The 21,379-nt window shown below is 63.7% G+C and carries 21 protein-coding genes and 1 tRNA gene; 8 read left to right on the forward strand and 14 right to left on the reverse strand.

Annotation, left to right across the window (positions count from 1 at the left end):
* Positions 1–17: 17 nt before the first annotated feature.
* Both ggpS and L0C21_RS10570 read right to left on the reverse strand, forming a co-directional pair.
* Positions 18–1,529, reverse strand: coding sequence for a glucosylglycerol-phosphate synthase (ggpS, locus tag L0C21_RS10565; protein ID WP_259278312.1), 1,512 nt, complete (start codon positions 1,527–1,529; stop codon positions 18–20).
* Positions 1,530–2,258, reverse strand: coding sequence for an HAD family hydrolase (locus L0C21_RS10570; RefSeq protein WP_259278313.1), 729 nt, complete (start codon positions 2,256–2,258; stop codon positions 1,530–1,532).
* A 530-nt stretch (positions 2,259–2,788) separates the two neighbouring features.
* Here L0C21_RS10570 and L0C21_RS10575 point away from each other — a divergent pair.
* Positions 2,789–2,879, forward strand: a tRNA-Ser gene (locus L0C21_RS10575).
* Positions 2,880–2,954: 75 nt separating this feature from the next.
* Here the strand turns inward: L0C21_RS10575 and L0C21_RS10580 are convergent.
* Genes L0C21_RS10580 through L0C21_RS10590 form a run of 3 tightly spaced genes read right to left on the reverse strand, consistent with a single transcriptional unit; the run spans position 2,955 to position 4,352 of the window.
* Complete coding sequence (locus L0C21_RS10580; protein ID WP_259278314.1) at positions 2,955–3,815, reverse strand: class I SAM-dependent methyltransferase; 861 nt, start codon at positions 3,813–3,815, stop codon at positions 2,955–2,957.
* Between the two features lie 8 nt (positions 3,816–3,823).
* Positions 3,824–4,174, reverse strand: a complete 351-nt coding sequence (locus tag L0C21_RS10585; RefSeq protein WP_259278315.1) for a VOC family protein — start codon at positions 4,172–4,174, stop codon at positions 3,824–3,826.
* A gap of 1 nt (position 4,175) precedes the next feature.
* Positions 4,176–4,352 carry a ribbon-helix-helix domain-containing protein gene (locus L0C21_RS10590; protein WP_259278316.1) on the reverse strand — a complete coding sequence of 59 codons (177 nt, stop codon included), beginning with the start codon at positions 4,350–4,352 and terminating at the stop codon, positions 4,176–4,178.
* A gap of 245 nt (positions 4,353–4,597) precedes the next feature.
* On the opposite strand from L0C21_RS10590, the gene L0C21_RS10595 reads away from it, so the two are divergent.
* The 4 genes from L0C21_RS10595 to L0C21_RS10610 all read left to right on the forward strand — a co-directional run bounded on the left by L0C21_RS10595 (position 4,598) and on the right by L0C21_RS10610 (position 10,094).
* The gene (locus L0C21_RS10595; RefSeq protein ID WP_259278317.1) at positions 4,598–5,707 is read left to right on the forward strand and encodes a helix-turn-helix transcriptional regulator; all 1,110 of its coding nucleotides are present in this window, start codon (positions 4,598–4,600) and stop codon (positions 5,705–5,707) included.
* 336 nt (positions 5,708–6,043) lie between these two features.
* The gene (locus L0C21_RS10600) at positions 6,044–6,622 is read left to right on the forward strand and encodes an outer membrane protein (protein WP_259278318.1); all 579 of its coding nucleotides are present in this window, start codon (positions 6,044–6,046) and stop codon (positions 6,620–6,622) included.
* A 12-nt stretch (positions 6,623–6,634) separates the two neighbouring features.
* Positions 6,635–6,886: a hypothetical protein gene (locus L0C21_RS10605; RefSeq protein WP_259278319.1), complete on the forward strand. Its 252-nt coding sequence runs from the start codon at positions 6,635–6,637 to the stop codon at positions 6,884–6,886.
* 16 nt (positions 6,887–6,902) lie between these two features.
* Entirely contained in the window at positions 6,903–10,094 is a 3,192-nt protein-coding gene (locus L0C21_RS10610) for a hybrid sensor histidine kinase/response regulator (RefSeq protein WP_259278320.1), read from the forward strand.
* A 99-nt stretch (positions 10,095–10,193) separates the two neighbouring features.
* Here L0C21_RS10610 and L0C21_RS10615 read toward each other — a convergent pair whose 3' ends face one another.
* Positions 10,194–11,849, reverse strand: a complete 1,656-nt coding sequence (locus L0C21_RS10615; protein WP_259278321.1) for a Na+/H+ antiporter — start codon at positions 11,847–11,849, stop codon at positions 10,194–10,196.
* Between the two features lie 1,215 nt (positions 11,850–13,064).
* On the reverse strand, positions 13,065–13,334 hold the full coding sequence (locus L0C21_RS10620; protein ID WP_259278322.1) for a GlsB/YeaQ/YmgE family stress response membrane protein: 270 nt from the start codon (positions 13,332–13,334) through the stop codon (positions 13,065–13,067).
* A gap of 280 nt (positions 13,335–13,614) precedes the next feature.
* Between L0C21_RS10620 and L0C21_RS10625 the strand changes: the two genes are divergently transcribed.
* Positions 13,615–13,830, forward strand: a complete 216-nt coding sequence (locus L0C21_RS10625) for a hypothetical protein (RefSeq protein ID WP_259278323.1) — start codon at positions 13,615–13,617, stop codon at positions 13,828–13,830.
* Positions 13,831–13,911: 81 nt separating this feature from the next.
* On the opposite strand, the gene L0C21_RS10630 is transcribed toward L0C21_RS10625, so the two are convergent.
* Positions 13,912–14,391, reverse strand: coding sequence for a MarR family winged helix-turn-helix transcriptional regulator (locus L0C21_RS10630; RefSeq protein ID WP_259278324.1), 480 nt, complete (start codon positions 14,389–14,391; stop codon positions 13,912–13,914).
* Between the two features lie 117 nt (positions 14,392–14,508).
* On the opposite strand from L0C21_RS10630, the gene L0C21_RS10635 reads away from it, so the two are divergent.
* Positions 14,509–14,901 (forward strand): nuclear transport factor 2 family protein, encoded by a 393-nt coding sequence (locus L0C21_RS10635; RefSeq protein WP_259278325.1) that lies wholly within the window; start codon positions 14,509–14,511, stop codon positions 14,899–14,901.
* 121 nt (positions 14,902–15,022) lie between these two features.
* On the opposite strand, the gene L0C21_RS10640 is transcribed toward L0C21_RS10635, so the two are convergent.
* From L0C21_RS10640 to L0C21_RS10650, 3 genes are all read right to left on the reverse strand, one after another.
* Positions 15,023–15,253 (reverse strand): hypothetical protein, encoded by a 231-nt coding sequence (locus tag L0C21_RS10640; protein ID WP_259278326.1) that lies wholly within the window; start codon positions 15,251–15,253, stop codon positions 15,023–15,025.
* A 178-nt stretch (positions 15,254–15,431) separates the two neighbouring features.
* The gene (locus L0C21_RS10645) at positions 15,432–15,854 is read right to left on the reverse strand and encodes a DUF3775 domain-containing protein (protein WP_259278327.1); all 423 of its coding nucleotides are present in this window, start codon (positions 15,852–15,854) and stop codon (positions 15,432–15,434) included.
* A 290-nt stretch (positions 15,855–16,144) separates the two neighbouring features.
* On the reverse strand, positions 16,145–17,221 hold the full coding sequence (locus L0C21_RS10650; protein WP_259278328.1) for a Leu/Phe/Val dehydrogenase: 1,077 nt from the start codon (positions 17,219–17,221) through the stop codon (positions 16,145–16,147).
* A gap of 194 nt (positions 17,222–17,415) precedes the next feature.
* Here L0C21_RS10650 and L0C21_RS10655 point away from each other — a divergent pair, with 194 nt between their 5' ends.
* A complete protein-coding gene (locus L0C21_RS10655; protein WP_259278329.1) occupies positions 17,416–17,892 on the forward strand; it encodes an Lrp/AsnC family transcriptional regulator in 477 nt (158 codons plus the stop codon).
* A gap of 91 nt (positions 17,893–17,983) precedes the next feature.
* Here the strand turns inward: L0C21_RS10655 and L0C21_RS10660 are convergent, their stop codons facing one another.
* The 3 genes from L0C21_RS10660 to L0C21_RS10670 all read right to left on the reverse strand — a co-directional run bounded on the left by L0C21_RS10660 (position 17,984) and on the right by L0C21_RS10670 (position 21,378).
* A complete protein-coding gene (locus L0C21_RS10660) occupies positions 17,984–18,727 on the reverse strand; it encodes a hypothetical protein (protein ID WP_259278330.1) in 744 nt (247 codons plus the stop codon).
* Between the two features lie 26 nt (positions 18,728–18,753).
* Positions 18,754–19,662 carry a THxN family PEP-CTERM protein gene (locus L0C21_RS10665; protein ID WP_259278331.1) on the reverse strand — a complete coding sequence of 303 codons (909 nt, stop codon included), beginning with the start codon at positions 19,660–19,662 and terminating at the stop codon, positions 18,754–18,756.
* Positions 19,663–20,118: 456 nt separating this feature from the next.
* A complete protein-coding gene (locus L0C21_RS10670; RefSeq protein WP_259278332.1) occupies positions 20,119–21,378 on the reverse strand; it encodes a dihydrolipoamide acetyltransferase family protein in 1,260 nt (419 codons plus the stop codon).
* Position 21,379 lies beyond the last annotated feature (1 nt).

A 21,379-nucleotide genomic window follows, 5' to 3' on the forward strand; every position in this document is an offset into this window, starting at 1 on the left:
CGCCCTGTGGCGCCAGCCTAGGCCGCGCCGCGGACCGGCTCGGCCTGGTCCTGCGCCTCGTCCAGCGCGCGGAAGCTGCCCATCACGTGGCGGGTCCAGTGGCCGATATCGCAGGAGATAACCCGCTCGTAGAGCGCCCGCATCCGCTGGCGCTGTTCCTCGGGCGGCATGGCCAGCGCGTCGTCGATGGCCCGATCCATGATGTTGAGGCTGTAGGGGTTGGTGAGCACTGCCTCGTGCAGCTCGGCGGCGACGCCGGTGAACTCCGAGAGGACAAGCACGCCGTCCTTGCCTTCATGTGCCGCCACATATTCCTTGGCGACAAGGTTGAGGCCGTCGCGCAGCGGCGTCACCCAGCAGATGTCGGCGGCGCGGTAGTAGCACACCACCTCCTCGAACGGCATGCCGCGGGTGGAGAGCACGATGGGCGTCCACCCCAGCCTGCCGAAGCGCCCGTTGATGCGCCCGACGGCCTGCTCGATCTTGTCCTGCGCTTCCTGGTAAACCTGCATGCCGCGCGCCGCCGCAACGGAGGTGACCATGAGCTTGACCTTGCCGATCAGCTCCGGCCGGCGCTCCAGCAGCCGCTCGAAGGTGGCAAGCATCTCGAACGTGCCCTTGGTGTAATCCACCCGGCCGACGGAGAGGATGAGCTTCTGGCCCGAGAATTCCTCGCGGATCTTCGCCACCGTGTCCTTCGCCTTGGCGGTGGCGAGGTGGCTGTGGATAAGCTGCGGATTGGTGCCGATGGGGAAGGCATCGATCATCACCCGCCGCTCCCCCACCCGCACGTGGGTTGGCGTCGTCGGCTCGGTGAGCGCGGTGCCCTTATCGCCCGGCACGGACGGCGCGGGCGCGTTCGCCACCTCGGCGCCGGGGCGCAGCGCCTCGACGGTCGCCGCGAAGTTGCGAGCATAGCGCGGCACGTGGAAGCCGACGAGATCGCAGGCCAGCAGGCTGTCGAGAATTTCATCCCGCCACGGCAGGATGGCGAAGATGTCCGGCGAGGGGAACGGCGTGTGGTGGAAAAAGGCAACCCGCGCGTTGGGGCGCATCTGCCGCACGAAATGCGGCACCAGCCACAGGTTGTAATCGTGCACCCAGATGATGGCGTCGTCGTCCGCCTCCTCGCACGCGGCCTCGGCGAACAGCCGGTTGACCTCGCGGAACACCTGCCAGTCGCACCGCTCCGTGTTGAACATGGTGGGGAAGGAGTGAAGGATCGGCCACAGCGCCTCCTTGGAGGTGATGTGGTAGAACTGGCTGATCTGCTCGCGGCTGAGCGGCAGACGCGCCACATCATAGGTGCCGTAGCTGTCCTCGATGGTGATGCGGCGCTCGAAGTCCGCCTCGCCCGGCTGCGGCGCGCTTTTCCACGCAACCCACGTGCCCTTGCGGACCTGCCCGAAGAAACCCTTGAGCGTGGGGACGATGCCGTTGGGGCTCTTGTTCTCGCGGTAGACGACGCGGCCCTCGACCACCTCTTCCTCATAGGGTTGGCGATGGTAGACGATCACCAGTGAACTCATTCATTCACTCCTTTCAGTCCAGAATTGGGCCAGCGCCTCAAGGACACCGGCGGCCCCAGGCCTTGCGGCCTTGTGAACATGGGCCATGTCGCGCACGGCCGCGGCGAGCCGGGGCTCGCTGTTGGAAACGGCGACACCGCGAAGGCCGGTCTCGAACATGGAGAGGTCATTCAGCGTATCCCCCGCCACCAGCACGCGGCTTGGGGACCAGCCGAGCGCCTCGATGGTGCGCAGGAGCGTCGGCCCCTTCTGCACGCCTTGCGGCAGCACGTCGAAAAAGCGGTTGTCGGAAATCAGCCCGTCGAAGCCGTGGCGCTCCACCGTGCGGCGGGCGGCTTCGGCCTTGTCGCCTTCCCTGTAAAAGTAGGAGACGCGGCGGCCCTCCACATCCGGCTGGGGTTCAAGACCATCATGATCCGCCAGCAGCCGCGCGATGCGGCCCGGCGCGTCATGGCTCCAGCGCCCGTCGATCCAGTTCTCCACCGGCGCGATGGGCGCGAACCCGGTGCCGCTGACCGCCGTGGTGCCCACGTTGGCGATGACGTGATCCGGCCAGAAGCCCAGCCGCTCCTCGCACAGCTGGCGGATGAAGGAGAGGCCGCGCCCGGTGACGAACACCAGCGCCACGTCGCGCCGTCGCTCGGCCAGCCAGCCGTAAAGGGCGGCGCGATCCGCGTCGCTACCGCCAAGAAAAGTTCCGTCCAGATCCGTTGCCAGAGCGATACGCACCGCGCCCCTTCTCCTCTTTCCTTGAAAACCGGGCCGGAAACCGGGCAAAGCGCCGGCCGATCCGCCAAGGGATACGGCCCGCCGGACAGGGGCAGGAAACCACCCGCAAAGTCATCCCGGCCCGAGCAATAAAAATACCAATAATCAACCCGCGCAATACGAGCCGATACGCACAATCCTCAATGTGCCGGAAGGATTCTGCGGTTAATATTAATTTATTTTCCGATGAGAGATCATGAGCCGACGCGCTTGCGTTGGGCCCAGACAATACAGGTCTCACCGCCCCACGGCCGGAGGATTAACATTTCCTCTACCTGAAAATCAACCCTTGGCGGGCAGATATGTCTTTGGTGATGCCACATGTTATTGCGGGCGAAGCATTTTCGCGGCCGATTTTTCCTGCCGGCGCGGCCGGGGACCGCCAGGAAAAATTCGCCTGATGCAAACAGACGGCTTCGGTTTCCCTTGCCTGGGGCGCTGAGTTGAGTATAGTGCGCGCCGCTTCCAGGCACTTGCTGGCAACAGCTTGCGGAGAGGTGGCCGAGTGGTCGAAGGCGCTCGCCTGGAAAGTGAGTATACGGCAAAACCGTATCGCGGGTTCGAATCCCGCCCTCTCCGCCATTCCATCCCACGGTTCCAGAACTTCAAGGCATCCCAGGGCTTCCGGCCACGGCCGACGGGGTTTCCCGCCAGCCGCTAGAGTGTCGCCACCAGAAGCTCCTCCGCATTGCGCGGCGGGCGAAGACCATCCGGCCTGTCCGCGAAATAACGCCGGGCAAGATCATCCGCCGAGATGTGCCGCGCCTGCCCGAAGCCGGCTTCCTGGGCGAGGGCCAGGATCTCGAGCGGCGTGAAGAAGCTGAGAAAAGGCGTCCCGCTTGCGCGCGCGCCCTTCTCCGCCATTTCCAGGCCGGGGCGCACGTCGGGATCGGCCAACTCCAGCGGGACCAGGAATGTCACGGCGAGCATGGACCCTGGGGCGAGCGAGGCGACCTGACGCAAGGTGGCCGCGTTCGCCTCCCGGCTGAGGTACATGCTGACGCCCGTGGAGACCACGATTGCCGGCTTACTGGCATCGAAGCCGGCCGCCACAAGCTCTTCCCGCCAGGATCCGCCCGCCTCGAAATCGACCGGCACGAAGCGCAGCCAATCCGGCGCGCCGAAGCCAAGCTCATTCAGACGGCGGCGCTTCCAGGCCTGGGGGCCGGGCTGATCCACCTCGAACACCGTGAGACAGGAGGCAATCTCGCCCCTCCGCTGCGCGAAGCTGTCGAGGCCAGCGCCAAGAATGACATATTGGCTCAGGCCGCGACCGGCCTGCTCCACCACCAGATCCTCGATGAAGCGCGCACGCGCCACGATGGAGGCGCGGAAGGGCCGGGTGAACTGCGGGTCCATGTCCCCGCGCTGGCGCCAGTCCTCGCCCGGCGCCAGCAGCCGAAGGCCGATTTCATCCTCCAGCACATGGGGAGGCGCGTCCGCCTGAACATGCAGGGCGCGCCACAAGGCAACCCGCGCTGCCGTGCTGTCCGGCGCCGCATCCTGCCCGTCGTCCATGGCCCCGCTCACTTGCTCGCCTTTGCCGGCGCCTGCAGCCGCCAGAGACGCCCGTCAGGATCACGGACGGTCATCTCCCGCGTTCCCCAGTGGGTATCCTCAAAAGGCGTCACCACATCGACGATGGCCTCGGGCTGGAACGCTTCCGCATCGGCCACCTTGAGCACCAGATGCGCCTCGGGCTTCTGGCTTGCCGGAACCTCCGCGATGAAGAGGTAGGGCCCATCGCCGTTGCGGAGCTGACCCGAGTTGTGATCGGTCTCGAACTCGAGCACAAAACCCAGCGACTGGAAGAACTTGGCCGCCTTGCCCCAGTTGTGGGTCGTCAGGAACACGGCCTCTATGCCTTCGGTTTTCATGTCACTTCCCCTTCCCTGACGACCGCCGCTCAGGCTGGCGCGCATCGAGGTATTCGCGCAAGGCATCCGCAACCAGCGCCGAGAGAGACAGCTCGGCTTCGATCGCGTGATGCTTGACCCGCCTGATCAGGCTGGCCGGCAGGTACACATTGAACTGTTTGACGTCTTCATTGGCCATGAACACTAGTATGCTAGCATGTTAGCAGGAGTCAACCGGGCGCGGGAACAACACCCTGGACCCGCGGCACCCTGTCAAAAAGAGATGAAAACGATCGCAGACGGGCAGCAATGGACGAAAACACAGGGCGTATATTCTTCCTGCTGCATCAAATATTCTATAGGATCGTCCCTGCTCATCAAGCTGTCGTTATTGCGTGGTGTTCCACCCGTTCTTGCCTTGAGCAGCCGTTCAACGGAACAGCCATGAGAACCCATACCGCACCACATTACGGCAATTTGCCGATTTTAAGCGTCAGCGAGAGTTTTTCGAACCTGACAACATTTCTGGAAGAGCAGTTCCGGGCGCGCCTCGCGGCCAACCCCTCCCTCAGTCTCGATGAATACGGCATTTTGACAAGGGTCGAGGACGGCAGCGACAAGGACGTCATCTTCGGGAAGAACGAAATCGTTCAAGTTGATGAGGAGTTCTATGCCACCATCAACACCGTCTCCCTAAAGAACGACAAGCCTTGGGCGTTTGTGGGCGAGGACTGGTTCAGGGCCTGTTGGATGATCCGGGGCGGCGTGGCCCAGGACCTGATACCCAATGGAACGGTGCGCGTGCCATCCTGGGTAACGCCCTCCACGCTGACGATACGGCCGGGCTATGTGGACTTCGAATTACAGCCGGACAGCTACGTTAAGGTTGAGCGCCTTCAAGCCAACGGGCCAATGATGTGGGTGTCCATTGCCTTGAGCCGCCGGGCGCTACAGCGCGCCCTCGGCGAAATGGACTCAACCATTCCCTGCGATCTGGACCACTACATCTACCGGGAAAATTCCCTGCTCTTGCTCCGCAGATCGCCGATCTCCTCGGCCGGGATGAAAATTCTTCTCTCGCTTTTTGACGCGCCATTGACCGGCAAGCTGCGCGTGAAATTCCTGAGAAGCCAAATCCTGTCTCTGCTTTATGTTGCCCTTGGCAGCGATTGGGATAACGAAAACCCGCACGGGCCGCCCAGCGCCGACTATAAAAAGATCGTCGAAGGCGCGGAGATGCTGAGGATTGCCGCGAAATCCAGCCAATTCAACATCGCGGAGATCGCACGGCAGCTGGGCATGAGCCGCAGCTACTTCGACAAGAGCTTCCGCCTGATCTATGGCACGACGTCGGCCAAGTACCTGCTCGATGAAAAAATGAAATACGCGGCCGAGCTCATCATCAAAGGCGACATGCCGATCAAAGAAATCGCCGACCATCTCGGCTATGGCACCCACTCCACGCTCACCCGCGCCTTCCATAAATGGTATGGGACCAATCCTTTGAAATACCGGCAAGGCCACATTTTCAGGGAATCTCCGTCAAGGCACTAACGGCCGCGCCGGCACCCCCCCTCTCCCACCCCGCGCCGAGTCTCGTGAGAAACCAGGGCTCCTTGAGCGCCCTGGCCGCCAAAGCCGAAGCATCGCGCCGCCAAAACCCGCGGTTTTCCGCGCCTCGCCGCCCGCACGGCGGCGGCAAGGCGTGCCAAATTCGCGCCCATGCGGTCACACTGATGCAGCCTCGCAACACAGCCCGCAAATGGGACGGATTGCGCCCAGGGTCCAATTGCCCTGCGGGCGCAGACCGCTAGAAGGCCCGAGCCTTGTTCTTTTTCCGTAAGGCGCATTTTTTCCATTTCGCAATTTTTCAAAATCTGGAGGTTTTGTATGAACCGCGTCCAATTTGCTGCGGCTGTTTTCGCACTCGCCAGCGCCGCCACCCCTGCGGCGGCGGCGGATTTTACCGGGCCGCGCGCCGAAGGCCGCCTCGGCTGGACCGATGTTTCAACCGACGAGGTGGACGACGACGGCCTGACCTACGGCGTGGGCATTGGCTACGACTACACCTTCGGCCAATCCATCGTGGTGGGCGCCGAGGCCAATTTCGACTGGATCGATGTTGACGGCTGCGCCACCCGCGCCGGCGGCGTTCTCGCCTGCTTCGACACTAAGCGCGACATCAGCGTGGCCGTGCGCGCCGGCTACAAGGTGCTGGAGAACACGCTGGTCTACGCCAAGGGCGGCTACGCCAACGGCCGCGTTCGCGGCGAGTTCACGCAAGGCGGCACGACGACGGGCGACACGCAGAACGGCGACGGCTTCGTGGTGGGCGGCGGCGCAGAGCAGGCCCTCGGCCCCAACCTCTACGCCAAGCTGGAATACGCCTACAGCAACTACGAGGCAGGCGTTGACCGCCACCAGATTCTGCTCGGTGTCGGCTTCCGCTTCTCCGGCCTTGGCTTCTGAGCCGCCCGAAAATTGCTTATCAACCTCGGTGACCCGGCGCTGCGCCGGGTCATTTTTTTGCCGGCGCCGTTGCGCCGTGCCGGCAGGAGCGAACGGACGGGCTGCCACCGGCAAACCCGGCCGAAAAACCAAAGAATAAACCAATTAAAACTCGCAAAAACTAAATTGGTTCCATGGACCTTGCAAAAAATCCGGCGACGGCAATTCCCGATGGAAGCGTTGAAAGTTCAAGGCTATGAGCATTTATCGACAGCCAAGTTGTGATTAGCGGAGCGATTGCTTGAGCGCTTCCCCTTCGACCGACGCCGGAGACGAGATTTTCGTCGGCAGCAGCGAGATGGCGCGCCTGATGCGCGCCTACGACTGGGCGTCAACGCCGCTCGGCCCTCCGGCGCAGTGGCCCGAAGCCCTGAAGGCGGCCGTACAGCTCATCCTGGAGTCCCGGTTCCTTATCGGCATGGGCTGGGGGCCGGACGTAACCTTTCTCTACAACGACGCCTACTGCTCCGCGCTGGGAGCCAAGCATCCCGAGGCGCTGGGCAAGCCGATGCGCGAGGTGTGGAGCGAAATCTGGCCGCACATCGGCCCCCAGGTGCGGGCGGTTTACGAGCAGGGCACCGCCATCTTCCAGCGGGCCGCCCAGCTGATGATGGAGCGCCACGGGTTTCAGGAGGAAACCTACTACACCTATTCCTACAGCCCGCTTCTGGGCGACAGCAACGCGGTGGAAGGCTTTCTGATCGTCGCGGTGGACGAGACGGAGCGCGTCATCAACGAGCGCCGCCTGGCAACCCTGCGCGAGTTGTCCGCCAGCCTTTCCCTGACCGACAGCCGCGCAGGCGTCCTGCGGGCGATCGAGGACAGGCTGCCCGCCAACGCCCAGGATCTGATCTTCAGCCTGGTTTACCTGTTCAACGAGGACGGATCGGCCACCCGCGCCTGCGCCACGGGGTTCGAGCGGGAGCATCCGCTCGCGCCGGAAACCCTGGCCCCGGACGCCACCGGCCCGTGGGCTCTCGGGCGCCCCCGGCAGGCCGGCGCCGTGGACATCGTGGACATCTCCAGCCTGCCGGACCGGCCCGCCGGGCCATGGAGCATACCCCCGAGCAAGGCCGCCATCGTGCCGCTTGCCGGACAGGGCACGGACCACCCCGTCGGCGCGATCATCGTAGGTCTCAACCCCGTGCGCCCGCTGGACGACGGCTATCTCGACTTCCTGAAGCTGCTGGCCGGCCAGATCACCTCAAGCCTCGCCAGCGCCGAGGCCTACGAGGCCGAGCGCCAGCGCGCCATGACCCTGGCCGAGGCGGTGCGCCTGCGCCAGAAGGCGGCCGAGGCCCTGCGCCGGGCCAACGAACAGCTGACCTCGGAAGTCAAGCAGCGCACCCAGGAGCGGGACCGGCTGCGCCAGCTGTTCGACCAGGCCCCCAGCTTCATGTGCCTGCTGAGCGGCAAGGACCTGGTGTTCGAACTGGCCAACCAGACCTACCTGAAGCTGGTGGGCCGCAATGTCATCGGCCTGCCGCTCCGGCAGGCGCTGCCCGAAGCGACGACCCAGGGCTATTTCGACATTCTCGACCACGTCTACCAGACCGGCGAGCCATTCGTGGGCCGGAGCATGCCCTTCAGGCTACAGCGCACGCCGGGCGGGCCGCTGGAAGAACGGTTCATCAACGTAATCTATCAGCCGGTCAGGGAGCCGGACGGCTCGATTTCGCGCATCTTCGTGGAAGGCTACGATGTCACCGAGCAGAAGCTCGCCGAGGAGGCGCTGCAGCGGCTGAACGAGACGCTGGAACAGCGGGTGGCCCAGCGCACCGACGAACTGAGCGTGGCACTGGAGCGGCTGCAACGGGAATCGGAGGAGCGGGCCGCCGCCGAGGCCGCCCTGCGCCATGCCCAGAAGATCGAGGCGCTGGGCAAGCTGACCGGCGGCATCGCCCACGACTTCAACAACCTGCTGCAGGTGATCTCGGGCAACCTCCAGCTGCTCGCCAAGGACATCGCCGGCAACGAGCGGGCGCAGCGGCGCGTGGCCAGCGCGCTGGCAGGCGTGGCGCGGGGCGCGAAGCTCGCCTCGCAACTGCTGGCCTACGGCCGCCGCCAGGCGCTGGCGCCCAAGGTCATCAACATCGGCCGGCTCATCCTGAACATGGAGGACATACTGCGCCGGGCGCTGGGCGAGGAAATCGATATCGAGACGGTGATAACCGGCGGCCTGTGGAACACGCTGGTGGACCCAAGCCAGATCGAGAACGCCATCCTCAATCTCGCCATCAACGCCCGCGACGCCATGAACGGACCGGGCCGCCTGACCATCGAGGCGCACAACGCCGTCCTCGACGAGACCTACACCTGCCACTACGAAGACGTGAAGGCTGGCCAGTATGTGATGATCGCCGTTGCCGACACCGGCTGCGGCATCGCGCCCGACGTGCTTGACCATGTGTTCGAGCCGTTCTTCAGCACCAAGCCGGAGGGACAGGGCACGGGCCTCGGCCTTGCCATGGTGCATGGCTTCGTGCGCCAGTCGGGCGGGCACGTGAAGATCGACAGCACGCCCGGCGAAGGCACCACGGTGCGGATCTACCTGCCCCGAACCCTCCAGAGCGAGGACATGCTGGCGGACGCCAATGCCGCGCCCGTGCGCGGCGGCACCGAGACCATCCTGATGGTGGAGGACGACGAGGAGGTGCGGGAGACCACCGTCTCCCTGCTGGCGGACCTCGGCTACCGGGTGCTGAAGACCAAGGACGCCCAGAGCGCCCTCACCGTCATCGAGAGCGGCGTGCATATCGACCTCCTGTTCACCGACGTGGTGATGCCCGGCCCCCTCCGCAGCCCGGAGCTGGCCCGCAAGGCGCGGGAGCGGCTGCCGCACCTGGCCGTGCTGTTCACCTCCGGCTACACGCAGGACACCATCGTTCATGACGGCCGGCTGGACCCAGGGGTCGAGCTGCTCTCCAAGCCCTATACCCGCGAGGCGCTGGCGCAGAAAATCCGCCAGGTGCTGAACGCCCATGCCCCGCTGCGCCCGGCAGCGCGCCAGGCCCGCGCCGCCCCCTGCCAGAACGCCGAGGCGCGTCCCGTCATGACGGTGCTGCTGGTGGAAGACGAAGGGCTCATCCGCACCTGGACGGCGGAGATGCTTGCCGAACTCGGCCACAGGGTCATCGAGGCGGGCACCGCGGAGGATGCGCTCCAGGCGCTGGAGACGGCCGACATCGACCTGATGCTGACCGACGTCGGCTTGCCCACCGCCTCCGGTATCGAACTGGCGCTGACGGCGCGCCAGCAGCGCCCGGACCTGCCCATCCTGTTCTCCAGCGGCGGCGACGCCGTGCCCGCCAGCGTGGGGCTGACCCCCTGCATCACCCTGCTCAAGCCCTATACGGCGGACGAACTGGCCCGCGCGCTGGCCGACACCCTGCGGCAGCACGGCCTTGCCATGGCGACGGAAGCCGGGGTTTGATTGCTTCGGGGTTTTAAGGTGCTTGCAGAGGAGCCCCGTGCGCGGAGGCGCACAAACGAAGGCCCTCCCTGCAAAGGCCCCCTTCCCTAAGAAACGAACCTACCCCGCGACGAAGCGGGTTTCGGCCAGGTCGATATCGCGGATGAGCTTGCGCCCCACCTCCTCGGAGACCTGGCGGGCGCGGATGAGGCGGAACAGCTCCTCCCGCTCGGCGCGCAGGGCGGCCAGGCGCAGCTCGCGTTCCACCTGCTCCACGGTGCGGGTGCGCTCCGCCGCCTCGCCCGACTGCTGGCGGCCATCGACGCGGTTGCGGTAGATATCCATCAGCTGGGCGGCGACATCGGCATAGAGGTCCGCATGGGGGCCGCCCGCGCTGAGGGCGTGCTGGCGCTTCTCGATGGCCCGGATGGCGGCCTCCGCCGCCACGGCCCGCGCCCGCGCCACCTCCTCGTGACGGGAGGGCTCGGGCGGCAATTCCAGCCCCTTCAGCAGGATGGGCAGGCCGATGCTGGCCGCCAGCAGCGACACGATGATGACGCCGGCGGCGAGGAACACGGCCACATCCCGCGCCGGGAAGGGCGTGCCATCGAGCAGGAACAGCGGCAGGGTCATGACGCCGGCAAGGGTGATCGCACCGCGCACGCCGGCCAGCGACATGACGGCCACCAGCCGCCAGCCGGGGGCCTTGGGCACCGCCTGCCCGTGCGCCCCGGCCCCATGACGGCGGCGGAAGATGGTGAAGCGCAGCGACGCCCACACCCAGCCGAAGCGCAGCGCCGCCAGCACCACGTTGATGGCGACCACGTAGACCGCCAGCCACCACACATGGCCGCGCCCCACATCGCGCACCGCCTCGGCCGCGCTGCTGGCGATGCCGGGAAGCTGCTCGCCCAAGAGCACGAAGATGATGCCGTTGACGGTGAACTGCACCGTATCCCACACGGCGGTGCGACGGACGCGGGTGACCGCCAGCGCCTGGCCGCTGATCTCGACGTAGCTCATGGTGATGCCCGCCGCCACCGCCGCCAGGATGCCCGAGGCGTGGACGTGCTCCGCCGCCAGATAGGCCCCGAAGGGGATGAGCAGGCTGATGAGGATTTGCGAGCCGCTTTCCTCGCCGATGCGGCGGGAAACCCAGAACTTGGCGAAGGTGATGGCCCAGGTGACGCCGACGCCGATGGCGATGCCGCCGAAGGCCAGCCACAGGAAGGTGCCCGCCGCCTGGGTGAGCGAGAAGCTGCCGGTGAGCGCCGCCGCCACGGCAAAGCGCATGCACACCAGGCCCGAGGCGTCGTTGAGCAGGGACTCGCCCTCCAGAATATGCATGACCCGCGACGGAATGGGCACGCGCGCCGCAATGGCGGAGACGGCGATGGGATCGGTGGGCGAGAGGATGGCCGCCAGCGCGAAGGCCACCGGCAGCGGCATCGAGGGGATCATCCAGTGGATGAAATAGCCCATGCCGATGACGGTGAAGATGACGAGGCCGAGCGCCAGTTCGAGAATGGTGCCCTTGTCATGAAACAGCCCCTCTTTCGGGATGCGCCAGCCATCGAGGAACAGGAGCGGCGGCAGGAGAAGGAGGAAGAAGATTTCCGGGTTGAGGTGGATGGCCTCGCCGGTGAAGGCCGCAACGGCCGCGCCGAGGGCGATCTGCACCAGCGGCAGCGGCAACGGAATGGGAGAAACCCGCGCAAGGATGCCGCTGATAACCACCGCCAGCAACAACACCAAGGAAATGGAAATGGGTTCCATGCCTGTTCCCGAACACCACGACGCCAAATCATGCCTCCGGCCGCATTCCGCGCCGATTCGAGACAAGCGAGCATAACCGGGGAATCATGTCCTTCGCCAGCGCACCACGGCCAAACTGTAAAACTTTTCGCCGGACCGGGACCTGGCGGTGGCGCGGCCGGGAAGTTTCGCCCGCACACTGGCCGGGCCGTCTCCGCCTGATCTCCTGCCTGATCTCCTGCCTGATCTCCTGCCTGATTTGGGTGCCGGTGGTTGAGGGTCGTTGCTTCGTGTCGGCGGGTCAGGGTTGTCGGGGCTGGGGCTGATGGGGATTTTTTCGGGATGAGGCTTGCCGTCGCAAGCGCTTGTGGTGGCTGTGGGCCAACTGCCCATTGTCCGGAGACTTGAGAAGATACGCGTACCGACCCTCAACCATTGAAACCGGCCGATAAGGATGGCCCGATGGCCACCCAACCCTGAACACATGATCCGACCTTCATACGCGATCCGGCGCGCCTGTGGCCGCCTGTGGCGGTCCTTGTCCGAACGTGTTGGCGAGCCCTCCATGCCGAGCGTGTGACGCGATCACCACCCGGCCGCAATGCCGGGTGCCCCTTGAGAACAAGGCGCCCCTGGGCGGGGAAAATACGCCCCCGTTTGCGATGACATCTGTGCCCCCGAAGGCGCACGCCCCACGATGCCACCTGCCCAAAGCGTCAGTGTAAGATCCCCGTGATCCCGACACGGGGCCTGCCATGCAACCAAACGCCACCCGACTCATCGCGACAAGGGAAAGATAGGTTTATACCTATTCAATGTCAAGCATATTCCTATTTGAAATGCCGTTTTCCTATTTGCGGCCGGCAGGGGGCGAAGGGGCCTGGATGCCAGTCGCAGGCCCGTCACTGAACAGATGTAAAATTAAAATATTGTGATTACTTAACAGCGCCAAAACCATCGCTCGATGGCATAGAGTATATCGTATATTACGTGTCTGCCCAAAATATTCGAGCCGCGCGGATTGCGCCTGGATCACGAATGTCTATAATCGCGATCACTTCAGACCTGCGAATTTATTTGTTTCTTTCTTTCCCAGCCCCGCATGTTTTCTGCCATGCGGGGCTTTTCCATTGTGGAAAAAACCGGCCAGCGCTGCGCCCGCCCCTTGGGCACAAACGAGCCGCCGCCCGCATTTCCTGCGGGCAGCGGCGCCTGATGCGGCGTCGAGGGCCCGGCCTAGCGAAGCCGGCCGCGACGGAAGAAGTTCACGATCGCCAGCAGGATGATCGCGCCGACGAAGGAGATCAGCAAAGCGCCGACGGAGAAGTTGCCCGATGTGATCGGCGAGACCCCCAGCAAGGGCGACAGCAGCAAGCCCGCCAGAAGCGCGCCGACGATACCGACGATCACGTTGAGGATGACGCCCTGCTGGGCGTCCGTTCCCATAACCTTGCTGGCGAGCCAGCCCAGAATTCCACCGATAATGATGATCAGCAGCCACGTCATAATACAGGTCTCCCTTGCCTTGCCGGCACAACGCCGGCGTTCCGGTCCAGACCGTGTAATGAGCGAAACGCATTGACTTAGCAGCCGTTCCCGCCCCCGGTTGGCCCCCGGCCCACCAGGCCGGGCGGCAGGAACCGGCCTCCCACCCCTTCGTTGAACCGGGAGGGACAAGGGAAGATCCCCGGCAGCGCCCCACCCGCGCCCGGCCCGAGGCGCCCCCTCACGGCGACACGCTCTTCCCGGCCCCATTTCTCCTGAACACGCGAAGCAGGCACCCCTCATGAGCGGCAACAAACACCCCAAGTCCACGCCCGAAAACCGGCCGACGCCGGACGATCTGGAACGCAACCCCGGCATCGGCCAATCCAAGGGCACCTTCGCCACCGGCGAGGACCCGGAGAGCATCGAAGGCGTGAACACCTATGAAGGCGACACGGAAAACGAGGCCACCGGCCTTGGCGGTGTGACGCCCAAGACGGAACGCCAGAACAAGTAGGCGCCGCCGCGCCGGTTTCTCATCTCCAGCGGCAGGGCCTGGAGGGCTTCGGGCGTGACCCGCGCCCCGTGGACGAGCCGATCAACCCCCCTCCCCGGACGCGGGCGTGCCGGGCGGCGCTTCGGCGCCCGTAAGCCGATCAAGATTGGCGATCAGGCGCGCGAGCAGGGCGATGAACAGCCTGGCCTCCTCGTCCGTGAAGCCGCGCAGCGCCTCCTGATTCCCATGGAGCAAGGTGGCAATCGCGTCCGGCAGGCGCGCCTGCGCCACCGGCGTCAATGTGATGCGGCGGCTGCGCCCATCGGCCGGATCAGGCGCGCGCTGTATCAGCCCGTCCCGCTCCATGCGGGCGAGCATCTGCGCCATCGGCGGTTGCTCGACCCTGGCGAAGCGGGCGAGGTCACGCTGCGTGCTGGCCCGGCCATCCTGAAGCGCGACCAGCACAGGCAGATGCCCAACGCCAAAGCCAAGCGGCTTGAGCCGCGCCTCGCTGAGACGGGCGAAGCCGCGCGCCGCAAGGCCGATCAGGTGCCCAGGCGTGGAGAGTACATCCAGATCCATCGCATTTCATCCCTTGCGTCCGCCGCCGCGTTAATGCATACGCGGATATGTAAATACATATCAGCATATATATTCAAGCCCAACTGAACGCAACACCATCATACGAGGAGAGCCCCGGTGGATGACGATATCAAGATCCTTGAGCACATCTACGATCGCTTCAACGCGCGGGACATAGACGGCGTGATGGCCGCGCTGACCGAGGATGTCGCCTGGGCCAACGGCATGGAGGGCGGCTACGTTCATGGCCGCGAGGCCGTGCGCGCCTACTGGACGCGCCAGTGGGCCATGGTCCGTCCGCGCGTCGAGCCCCTGAACTTTCAGCGAACCGCCGATGGCGCGATCGTTGCGGAGGTTCGGCAGTCCGTTTTCGATCTCGAAGGCCAACCGCTTCAGGGGCAGACGCACGGGCTTAAGGACAAGACGGTCGGGCACGTTTTCCGTTTTCGGAACGGCAAGGTGGCGCGCTTCGACATTCAGGAGATCGCCCCGGCCAGCATCAGCGCATAGGCGCGGCCCGAAATACGCATGGGAACTCCCAAGGGGGCCCGAGACCCCCTTGGCTCCTTTGCGTGTGCGCCTTCGCGCATGAGGGGGACAAGCCCCCGCCTCTTTCCTTGCAGCCCGCCCCTCAGCTCATCTGGCGCAGGATCGGCCGGATGCGATCCAGCAGTTCGGCCGAAATGTTCGGCTGGCGCATGCGGCACACCCGCTCCAGCGCCATCTTCAGCCCCTCCGGCAGGGCACTGTCAGGCCTTTCCGTCGCCACGGTAAGCAATGCGTGCGCGAGATCCAGCAGCTCGCTGTCCTGGCCGGATGCGCGCTGCGAAGCCTGCGAAAAGTTGTGGCCATCCACCGTCATGATCCTTCCCCCCGTATTGCAACGCCCAATCTTGCGCCACTCAGGCACGGCAGTCGGTTCCTGTACCGGAACGGTTTTCCGGCCCAGAGGTTCCCCAGGCGGTTGAAGAGCGAGCGGTTGAACGGATGCGCGACCGCCCTCCCCGGCCAGCCCCCGATCGGGATTCGATGCGCCAGACTTAAAGGTGCCGGGCTTCATAGTCGGTGCAGGACAGCCCGAACTGGGCCAGCCCCTCCTCCAGATAATCGGGCAGCATGGGCATGCCCATCAGGTATTCCGCCGTCGACGTGGTATGCCGGGCGGTCAGCGCCTCGGTCCGCAGCCGCTCCCAGTTGTCGGCCGTGTCATCGCCGCGCCCCAGCCAGGCCAGCGCCACCAGATCGATCTTCTCGTCATCGTTGAGCGAGTCGATGATGTCGGCCAGCTCCACCTGCGAGGGATCGTCGGTGTGGTCCTCCAGCACCGACGACATGGCATCATCGCTGGCATTGGAGCCGGGATCGGGAATGGTAACCACATCCTTGCCCATGTATTCCCGCGCCTTGACGATGATGAAACAAACCGTCTCGGGGGAAACCATCGTTGCAGGACGATCCGCCATAACCCTGTGCTCCCTTACCTGCGCCGCCACCCGGCAGACGGCGGCCCTGCCCTCAATCAACGCGCAAGCAGCTTGACCGATGCACGCCAGCAGAAGGGCAGGCTTAAAAAAGGAAGAAGGGGAAGGCGAAAAACGAACAGGGGGACACGATGGATCTCGCGTCCCCCTGATCGGTTAAAATCGCGCCCATGCGGCAACGGGGAGAGGATGCATGGGCGCTTCAGACCACCGGCGCGGCCCCGCCTGGACAGAAGCAGGAGGCCGCCGCCTGCGGCGTGAGGTCAGTTGGCTCAGGCGGCCTTGGTGGTCGCCGCGTTCTTCTTGCGGGCCGCCGCGATCTTCTCCTCGGCCAGGCGGTCCGCCACCGTGGCGGTGGAGAGGCCCTCCTTGTCGGCCTGGGCGAAGATACCCGCCAGCCGCGCGCCGATGGCCTCCACCTTGGCGATGACCACGGGCTCCTCGAACTGGTTCAGGATCTCATGCGACACGGCGATGATGCCGCCCGCGTTGATGACATAATCCGGCGCGTAGAGAATGCCGCGCTGGCGGATGCGCTCGCCGTCCTCGGCGGTCGCCAGCTGGTTGTTGGCCGCGCCGGCAACGATGGAGACGTTGAGCTTGGCGATGGTCTCGGCGGTCAGCACCGCGCCCAGCGCACAGGGGGCCAGCACGTCCGCCTCGACCGACAGGATCTCGCCAAGGCCAACCGCCTTCGCGCCCCACGCCTCGACCGCGGCCTGAACCCGGTCCTGCGCGATGTCGGTGACGATGAGCTTGGCGCCGTCCTTGTGCAGCATGGCGCACAGGTGGCGGCCGACATTGCCCAGGCCCTGCACCGCAACGGTGAGGCCCTCAAGCGAGTCCTTGCCCAGCTTGTGGCGCACCGAGGCCTTGATGCCGGAGTAGACGCCAAGCGCGGTGTAGGGGCTCGGGTCGCCGCCCTTGCCCGGCTCGGTGCTGAGGCCGCTGACGTGCGGGGTTTCCTGACGGATGACCAGCATGTCGGCAACGCTGGTGCCCACGTCCTCCGCCGTGATGTAGCGGCCGCCCAGGCTGTGGATCGCCCGGCCGAAGGCGCGCAGCAGCGCCTGGCGGTCATAGCTGCCTTCCGGCGCGATAATCACCGACTTGCCGCCGCCCAGCGGCAGATCGGCCATGGCGTTCTTGTGGGACATGCCCTTGGAAAGTCGAAGCGCATCGCGGATCGCCTCTTCATCGCTGGCATAACGCCACATGCGGCAACCGCCGGCCGCCGGGCCAAGCGCGGTTGAGTGAAGGGCGATGATCGCCTTGAGACCGGTCTCGGCATCCTGAACGAACACGACCTGTTCATGATTGCTGAAATCCGCGGCGGAGAAGACCGTCATTGATGCACTCCAATATGGGTTTGGCACGCTGGCGCCGGACGGTGAAGCGTCCTCCCCGACGCCATGGCGCCGCCCGGCTCTTCCAGCGCAGCCATAATAGGCTCAGGCCCGGTTGAATTCCATTTCGATGTCTGTTGTCCGGTGGACATAAAAAGCATAGTTTCTTCTCACCCGCGCAAGAAAAAGAAGATTCTATGCCCGAGAAACTGGACGCCATCGACAGGCGCATTCTCCACATCCTGCAGGAGGACGGCAGCCTCTCGGTCGCGCAGGTGGCCGAGCACGTCGGCCTCTCCCACGCCCCCTGCTGGCGGCGCATCCAGCGGCTGGAGAAATCCGGCGCGATCAAGAAGCGCATCGCCGTGCTCGACCGCGAGGAAGTGGGCTTCGACGCCATGGTGTTCGTGCTGGTGAAGCTCTCCGCCCAGGGCCGCGCCCAGGTGGCCGAATTCGCCGACGCCGTGCAGCGCTTCGCGGAAGTGCAGGACTGCCACGTGTTGCTGGGCGACGTGGACTTCATCCTCCGCATCGTCACCCGCGACATCAAGGCCTACGAGCGCTTCTTCTACAACCACCTCTCCAAGCTGCCCGGCATCCAGGAAATCCGATCCTCCATGGTGCTGACGGAGGTGAAACAAAGCTACAGCCTGCCGATTTTGACGGAGGGGTGAGCGGGGCGCCTCCCTCAGCAAGACCGTGCCCGATTCCTTCAACGCCGCAGGAGATCAACGCCCGGTTTGAAAACGCCCACGATCTCACAGTCTATGCTTTGCGGCGATTCTGTGGGCCTTTCTTTCTACCGAGACAGATACTCGCTGCACCGCCCATCCCAGCAGCAAGCAGCATAAATGTCGCGGGCTCTGCGACGGTTCTGTGAGCAACGAGCCGAATGTTGTCTATATAGCCTCCGGCGCTATCCAGTATTCCCCCAGATCGAAAGGCAATAGAGAATTCGTCTCCGACCCCGGCCCCTTGAAAAGATACCGTTCTTTCGGTCCACACTGTATCAAATAAAGGAACTGGCTCTGGACTTGGCTGTCCAGGCTCGGGCTCAGGTACAAAAAAGCCACTTTCGGATACTTGGTCTACTAAAACTTCAATATTTGCACGCCTTACATAAATCTCCACTTTGTTGCTACTCTCTTCAACGCCCGGCTGAGGCGAGTATGCATAAGTAAGCTCGAAAGTCACCTCTACTCCGGACCCCCCAAGCTCAAGCAAAATCTGGTTTGGCGCATCGTTCTGATTGTCAATCTGGATATAATGAGGAGGAGATAGCGGCGACCCTCCCGTCATACGATTATGAACAATAGCAGAACCATTCAAAGTAAGACCGAATGGCTGGCTGCCAGGAGCTTCGTTTGGAAAAACGCTATGCACTCCGATATCAATCGTATCAAAGCCAGAATAATATATGAGAGTCGGATTATGAATGGATGCATAAGCATCCCATGGCAACATTGACGCGGAAACGAAAACACACCGCGATATCCATTTATTAAGCATATGAGCCTCCCTATCGGACAATTCGATTAACGACAGCGACCCAATGCAAGATTTTTTAGTTCGTCATTTCTAACGCCGACGGCAAAAGCAAATCCCAGGCCAACAATCCCTGAAACCAAGAGGCCCAAAGACGCCGGTTCTGGCACCTGCCGGGCGGCGATTAAGACGGTGGTCGGCAAGAGCGACGGTCTATTTTCCTCAGTCAGGAAGACAGCCTCATCCAAGGGATCATTATCCACGTTCTCAAAAAAACCTTGGGCACCCGTGAAGCTATCGAAGTCAAACCCTATGGAGAAGGTGTAGATGAAGTTCTCCACCTGGAAATCAAATGACAAATCTTCCGGATTTCTTATAATAAGAACATCGTCACAGACTGATACGGAGCGCGGCGGACAGGGCTCGCCGTTCGGCGTCTCGTCGAAGTCAATAAAAAAATGCCTAACAACTTCCAGACTGACGTCCTCTCCTTCAGGCATAAGGGCAACATCAATCACCAAATCCGTGCTTTCGAGAAATGGCGAGAAGATAGGGAAGTTGTTGTGAGTAACAGTTATTCCGGGCGCACCAAGATTCACATTTGGGCGGACTGTGCCGGAAACAACGCGCGTTAGCCGCAACTGGCTGAGCGCACCAGCATCTCCGGTCCCCCACTCCAGAACGTCCTCGTTTCCTTCGATGAAGTAAACGACTTCATCTGGATTCCAATTTTCCCATCTGGATTGGAGCGTGTAATCCCACTCGGAGACCAAAGCAGCCTCTGCAACGACAGGCGCAGCAGAAAAAACACCCAAAAGCAAAGCCATTTTCATTATCTTCTTTGAGAGCATTTTTCGCCTCCCCACGCCCCCCTTCCGTTGCAATAAAGCCCCATGGGCAAGGCAGCAAAAAACATACCAAAAAAGTAAATCATTAATAACAGTCAGATTATTTTTCATGAAAATGTTTTATAAGCGAAATACAGTAAAATTATCCGACGACGGATTTCCAGAATTTCTATAATTAATAAAATTTTATCTGAAGCATCACCAACCACAACAAAGATGAATATTCGCGCAAATATGAAATTCACCTAGGAAATTAATTACCGCACGACAGGATAAAGACTTCGAACCACAGCCTTCACAGAAACCGGAAGGATGCCGCAAAAACTGCGCTCTCCGCTTTATCCCGGCCAAGACCAAGCGTGGAGTCATACCCTTGAGGGGGGGCCATGAACCCTCAGAGAGTGCCGAGCGCCCCGATGTAAAGCGCAGACTTCATCCGGACTGCCAGAGAGTCTTACCTCGAAGCGGAATAGACGGGCGCACCGGCCCGTGACGAATGCGGCCCGAAAAACGAATGGGGGCGTGGGGGTCTGAGCCCCTGCAAAGAATCCCTAAAAAGCGAAGCGCTTACCCCGCCCAGTTTTCCAGATGGCTCACGAACGCGGAGAGCCATGCGTTGGTCTGGAAGCCGTCGAGCACGCGGTGGTCGATGGTGAGACTGACGTAGGCCATGGGGCGGATGACCATGGCGTCGGAGCCGTCGATCTCGCGCACCACCACCCGCTTTTCCAGCTTGCCGATGCCAAGGATGGCCGACTGGGGCTGGTTGATGATGATGGGGGCGGCGAGCAAGCTGCCGCTGGTGCCGTGGTTGGAGATGGTGAAGGTGCCGCCCTGCACGTCGGCGGGCTTGAGGGCACCCACGCGGGCGCGGTTTTTGATGTCCTCAAGGCGGCGGGCGATGCCGAAGAGGCTCAGCTCCTGCGCCTTGTGGACGACGGGGACGATCAAACCCTTGTCCTCCAGCGCGGTACCGATGCCGATGTTGATATCGGAGAAGACCTCCAGCCCGTGCTCGTGAAAGCGGCTGTTCACCTGCGGGACGGCGCGCATGGCAGCGACTGAGGCCGCGATGAAATAGGCGGTCAGCGTGAGGTCCGCGCCCTGCGCCTGAAACTCGGCGCGGCGTGCCTTGCGGTCGGCGAGCACGCGGGTCAGGTCCATCTCGAACAGGGCCGTCACATGCGGCGCGGTCGAGACGGAGCGGACCATGTGCTCCGCGATCGAGCGGCGCATGCCGTCGTGCGGGATGAGGGTGCTTGCGCCGGGCTGGGACGGCGCGGGAGCCGGGGCCGCTTGCGGCCGGGCTTGCGTGGGGGCCGGTTGCGGCTCGGCCTGGCGGTCGAGGTAGGCCAGCACGTCCTCCCGCGTGATGCGCCCGCCCCGGCCGGTGCCGGAAATGAGCGCCGGGTTCAACTCATGCTGCAACAACAGGCGGCGCACCGAGGGGCTGAGGCGATGCTCGTGGCCGTTCGGCTGGACTGGCTGAGCGGCCGCGGACCCGGTGCGGCTGGCATCATCGGCGGCGGCGGTGGGCAGGTCGGTCGCGCCCGAGTCCTCGCCGCTGTGCGCTTCCACCCGCGCGATGCGGATGAGGCCAAGGCGCTGGCCGGAAGCCACGGTCTCCCCCGCGTGCATCGACACCTCGGCCAGCACGCCGCTGGCGGGCGCGTTGACCTCCAGCGTCACCTTGTCGGTCTCCAGCTCGGCGATGGGCTCGTCCTCCGCCACCGGGTCGCCCACGCTTTTCAGCCAACGGATAAGCGCCATGCGCGTGCCTTCCGGCTGGTCGGACGGCGCGAGGATTTCAATGCTGGTGCCGGACATG

The organism is Pedomonas mirosovicensis (assembly GCF_022569295.1).
GTDB classification, from domain to species: Bacteria; Pseudomonadota; Alphaproteobacteria; order Sphingomonadales; family Sphingomonadaceae; genus Pedomonas; species Pedomonas mirosovicensis.